Source organism: Candidatus Baltobacteraceae bacterium (assembly GCA_036559195.1).
GTDB lineage: Bacteria > Vulcanimicrobiota > Vulcanimicrobiia > Vulcanimicrobiales > Vulcanimicrobiaceae > JALYTZ01.
The window spans coordinates 1-3,729 of the sequence record DATBTN010000076.1 but is presented as its reverse complement, the minus strand read 5'-3'; the positions used below and the strand labels follow the sequence as shown (position 1 = coordinate 3,729).

General features: G+C 60.8%; 6 protein-coding genes. 3 read left to right on the top strand and 3 right to left on the bottom strand.

What is annotated here, in order from left to right; all coding sequences use genetic code 11:
• Positions 1 to 202: 202 nt before the first annotated feature.
• From VIG32_12310 to VIG32_12300, 3 genes are read right to left on the bottom strand one after another with little or no spacing between them, the layout of a single operon-like run.
• Complete coding sequence (locus VIG32_12310) at positions 203 to 658, bottom strand: hypothetical protein (protein ID HEY8298791.1); 456 nt, start codon at positions 656 to 658, stop codon at positions 203 to 205.
• Between the two features lie 19 nt (positions 659 to 677).
• Positions 678 to 1,346 (bottom strand): hypothetical protein, encoded by a 669-nt coding sequence (locus VIG32_12305; GenBank protein ID HEY8298790.1) that lies wholly within the window; start codon positions 1,344 to 1,346, stop codon positions 678 to 680.
• Between the two features lie 30 nt (positions 1,347 to 1,376).
• Positions 1,377 to 1,883 carry a sigma-70 family RNA polymerase sigma factor gene (locus VIG32_12300; protein ID HEY8298789.1) on the bottom strand — a complete coding sequence of 169 codons (507 nt, stop codon included), beginning with the start codon at positions 1,881 to 1,883 and terminating at the stop codon, positions 1,377 to 1,379.
• 182 nt (positions 1,884 to 2,065) lie between these two features.
• Here VIG32_12300 and VIG32_12295 point away from each other — a divergent pair, with 182 nt between their 5' ends.
• The 3 genes from VIG32_12295 to VIG32_12285 form a co-directional block, all read left to right on the top strand.
• The gene (locus VIG32_12295; protein HEY8298788.1) at positions 2,066 to 2,776 is read left to right on the top strand and encodes a hypothetical protein; all 711 of its coding nucleotides are present in this window, start codon (positions 2,066 to 2,068) and stop codon (positions 2,774 to 2,776) included.
• Positions 2,758 to 3,153, top strand: coding sequence for a GntR family transcriptional regulator (locus tag VIG32_12290; GenBank protein HEY8298787.1), 396 nt, complete (start codon positions 2,758 to 2,760; stop codon positions 3,151 to 3,153). The genes VIG32_12295 and VIG32_12290 overlap by 19 nt, the downstream gene beginning before the upstream one ends.
• A 162-nt stretch (positions 3,154 to 3,315) precedes the next feature.
• Positions 3,316 to 3,729: hypothetical protein (locus VIG32_12285; protein ID HEY8298786.1), on the top strand; the 414-nt coding region annotated here is incomplete at its 3' end.

The following is a 3,729-nucleotide window of genomic DNA, read 5'->3' as shown; positions in this document are numbered from 1 at the left end:
CCGCGCCGTATGCCCAGGACGACGACCTCATAGGGCGCGGGGTCGCGGCCCAGCAGGTCGTTCGCGCTCGAAAAGACGTCGGCGGGTCCGGCCACATCGAGTGTTTCGAGACCGTCGTAGGCGAGAATGGCGATGTGTCGTGTCTTCATAGGCAGAGTCTACGCCCGAGCCGGGATGGCCGCAATGGTGCACAGGCGACCTTTTAGGACATCCCCCGAGCATCCTCAAAACCGTCGAGGTCGAGCGCGAACCCCTCGCGTTCGTCGTCCCAGGCGACGGCGCTGAGCTTCCACGACCCGTGCGTGCGAACGAATTGCATCGTCTTGATGCCGCGGCCCTCGAACGGCTCCCCGCGTAAGATCCCCGACTTGCGGTAGACGCTGAAGCGCTGCGCGACGTAACCCATGATCGACGTGCGCTCCCGTATTTCTTCCTCCTCGAAATCGACGAGTTCTCCATCGCGCAGCAATCGTTCGCGCGGCTCGATGAAGCCCGTCAAGTCGTAGACGGCCGGAATCTCGCCACAAGTCTTGACGATCACGCCCTCTGGGATGAAGAGCTCGTGAATCCCCGCGACGTTCGGAGTGGTGCCGCCACGATTGGTGAACAGCGAGTAGAAGCGCTGGCTTAAGCGATCGATTTCCGTTTTGTCATTCATCATGCTAGCTTAGTCCCCACTACCGCGGTGTTTCGTTCTCGAAATCGGCGAGTTTGGCGAGCGAGTCAATGGCGGCGTTAAGGCTACTGCCATTGATCGTTCGAATAAGGCGGCGCATGACCGGCGACTCACTCGCGTGAGTGTCGATCCTCTTGGAGAGCCAAATCGCCAGCGGGATGACGGCTAGCCCGACTAGGGCGTTGGCCCAGATGTAAGCCGAACCGAACAAGGCGTAGGCATCTAATCCGAACGCACCCTTAAACAGGACGATGAGCAGCGGCGGCCATGCGAGGACGGCGATAAGAAGCAGCCCTTGCGCGTAGCGGATCCGCAGCACGCGTAACGTTTCGATCTTCTTCTGGATCGCGGCGATCGGCCGGCCAAAGTCAATCTGCCGCGTGATGACGATTTGGCGCACGAGGTTGATGAGGAACGCTATGGCGGCTGCATCGAGCAACGCCGCAGGCACTACGAATTTTCGTGCGCCGATGTGATCGCCGATAAAACGTCCGAGCAGCATGACCGTGATCAGCATGATAAGAACTTCAAAAAACAGTGAGAAGGTAAGCAATCCCATTGCCGAGCGGGCCGGTTTTAATTCGAATCTCGCCAGGAGCTGCCGATTAAGACTGATTACCGCGTCCAGTCTTCGATCGTGCTCGGCCCACTTTGTCTTGAGTTCGTCCATATCTATGTTCATTTGGTGTTTCTCTCCCGGCTAGGTCGCCGCTGTGCTTGAAAAGTGTGTTCTTATTGCACTCTTCAAGCGGCTAATTTTCGTCGCCACGTTGGTTTCGGTAATGCCCAGCACGTCGGAAATCTCGCGATATGCGTATCCGTCGAGATAGAGCAGAACGAGGGCCTTGTTTAACGGATCGAGATCCTCGATGAATTGATAGAGAACGAACAAGTCCTCGGGAGTGCCGCGCGCACTTTCGGCCACGTCAAGAAGATTCTCGCCTCCCGAAACAACATGCCGGGCTCGCCGGCGTTCTCGACGGCTGAATGAAATGGCGACGTTGAGTGCCACGCGATAGAGCCAGGTCGAAAACCGGCTACGTTCATCGAACGTGGCAAACGATTTCCAGAGTTCTGTGACGATCTCTTGAGCAAGGTCGTCACGGTCGTCCCGGTTCGGACAATACGAGCTGCAAATCTTGTACACGATTCGGCGGTTCTCGTCTACGAGGGCTTGGAACCGCGTCCGCAACTGCTCAGTGCTCATTTCATAACCGTTATTCGCTAAACCGATTGAAAAAATCACAACCCGGACAAAAAACCTGGGGGGACCGCCCAGCGAGATGCGATGGTCGTGCTTATTCGGTCGGATCGCGCCTCATTTTTGTTTGTACCAGTAGGTTGACACGAAACGCATTGTTGTGTTAGGTTGATGATACAATGCATAACGTGCTCGTGATACAGCGAATCGCCATTTCCGCCGTGGCCGCCTTGGCAGGCGTCACCTATCTCGTAGCGGCGGTGCGCGTCGGGCGTTGCGGGGGAGCTTCGGCGCCGGCGCGATACCTCGTCGCCGCCTTCGCTTTCGCGATCGCGGCGCTCGTAGCGCGAAACGTTCTCGCTCCGATCGTCGCCTACAGCATCACCTGCGTTTCTTTGGTTGCGGTCTTCCTTGCCGACCTGCTTCGCGACGAGCGCGCGCGCCGGCGACGAATCGCGCTGCTCGCTCCCCGTCCTGCGGCGGAGCGCGTGCCGGCGGTGTGGATAACCATCAGCCTGCTCTCGGCGCTGCCCCTCGTACCGTACGTCCTCGGAGGCATCGCCGTTGCGCCCGCCCTGATCGCCATCGCTTGTGTGATCGCCATGACGGCCATCGCGTGGCGTGTCGCGAGCGCTCCTACTCAGCTTACCAGCGGGGATCCGCGATCCGAGCGCCTGCGCGACCGCGCGGATCGTGCTCGGCATACCGGATTAACCTGCGTGCTGGCGATCGGGAGCGTCGCCCTCTTCGTGAGCTTCGTCAACGCTACGCCGCCGGCCGTCGGAGGGCTCGGACGCGTTACGGATGTTGAGATGCTGCTGATTTGGGCTGGGATGTGGATTTGGCAGGCCTGGTACGTGCGCCACCTTACGCGTGCGGCGTGCACGGCCTCGCCGTGAGCGACGCCTTCCTCTCGGTCGATCCGGATCTTGAAGCAGCGCCGTTCCAGCAGATTTTCGATCAGCTCCGCGGCTTCATCGAACGCGGCGAGCTTCGGCCGGGCGATGCGCTGCCCACGGTTCGGCAACTCGCGGGCGATCTCGGCGTCGCACCGAACACGGTCGCGCGCGCCTATTCGGAACTGCAACGAGAGGGCTGGCTTACGAGCGAAGGACGTCGCGGAACGCGTGTGGCGTCCCGGACGCCGGCAACCGACAAACGCGCTCGAACGACTGCCTTACGTGATGCGATCGAGCAGTTCTTGAACGCGCTTGCGCATCGCGGCTATTCCGATGCCGAGGTTGCTATCGCGCTGCAGCAAGTCGTGAAATTGTAGGCCGATCTAAGCAGTTCGACTATCGAATGAAGAATCGAAGAGCTCGGCGGTTCGCCCCGGTCGAACGCGCACCGTCCCGAGCAACTTCGGTCGCTTGTCCGCCACGCGGGGCGCACTCGCCCACAGGCTTTCGGCTCGCATTGCGCAATTGACAGACCTCTGATGGAACCGCCGACGTCGACCGGGTTCTCCTCGAGTGCCGCCGGGAGCGTTCCGGTTCCCTTGACCGAGCGCGTCGTCTGGCCCGACAGTCGCGAAGCGGCGCCGGTGACTTCGAGCACCGATGTGCTCCTCACGGCCTGGCTGCGTCCCCGTACGGGCGGCGAGCTCGACGCGGACAACGCGCGTAAGCTTGCAGCGACTCCGCCGTTACTACGCACGTACCTCGATCGCACAACGCTCGAAAGACAGACTGACGCAGATCCCGAGGACGTCGAATTGCTGCGGCGCTATTGCGAGCGCTTCGGTTTGAGCATCGTCGATACGCGTTGGAGATCGGTCGTAGTCCGCGGCCCGATCGAGCGGCTCGTGAGCGCATTCGGTGCGACGGTCGCCGTCTTCGAGGACGGCGGCGGC

Bases quoted from the DNA above. Each gene is read 5' to 3' on its own strand.
- VIG32_12310 (HEY8298791.1), bottom strand. From the start codon at position 658: ATGAATGACAAAACGGAAATCGATCGCTTAAGCCAGCGCTTCTACTCG.
- VIG32_12305 (HEY8298790.1), bottom strand. From the start codon at position 1,346: ATGGACGAACTCAAGACAAAGTGGGCCGAGCACGATCGAAGACTGGAC.
- VIG32_12300 (HEY8298789.1), bottom strand. From the start codon at position 1,883: ATGAGCACTGAGCAGTTGCGGACGCGGTTCCAAGCCCTCGTAGACGAG.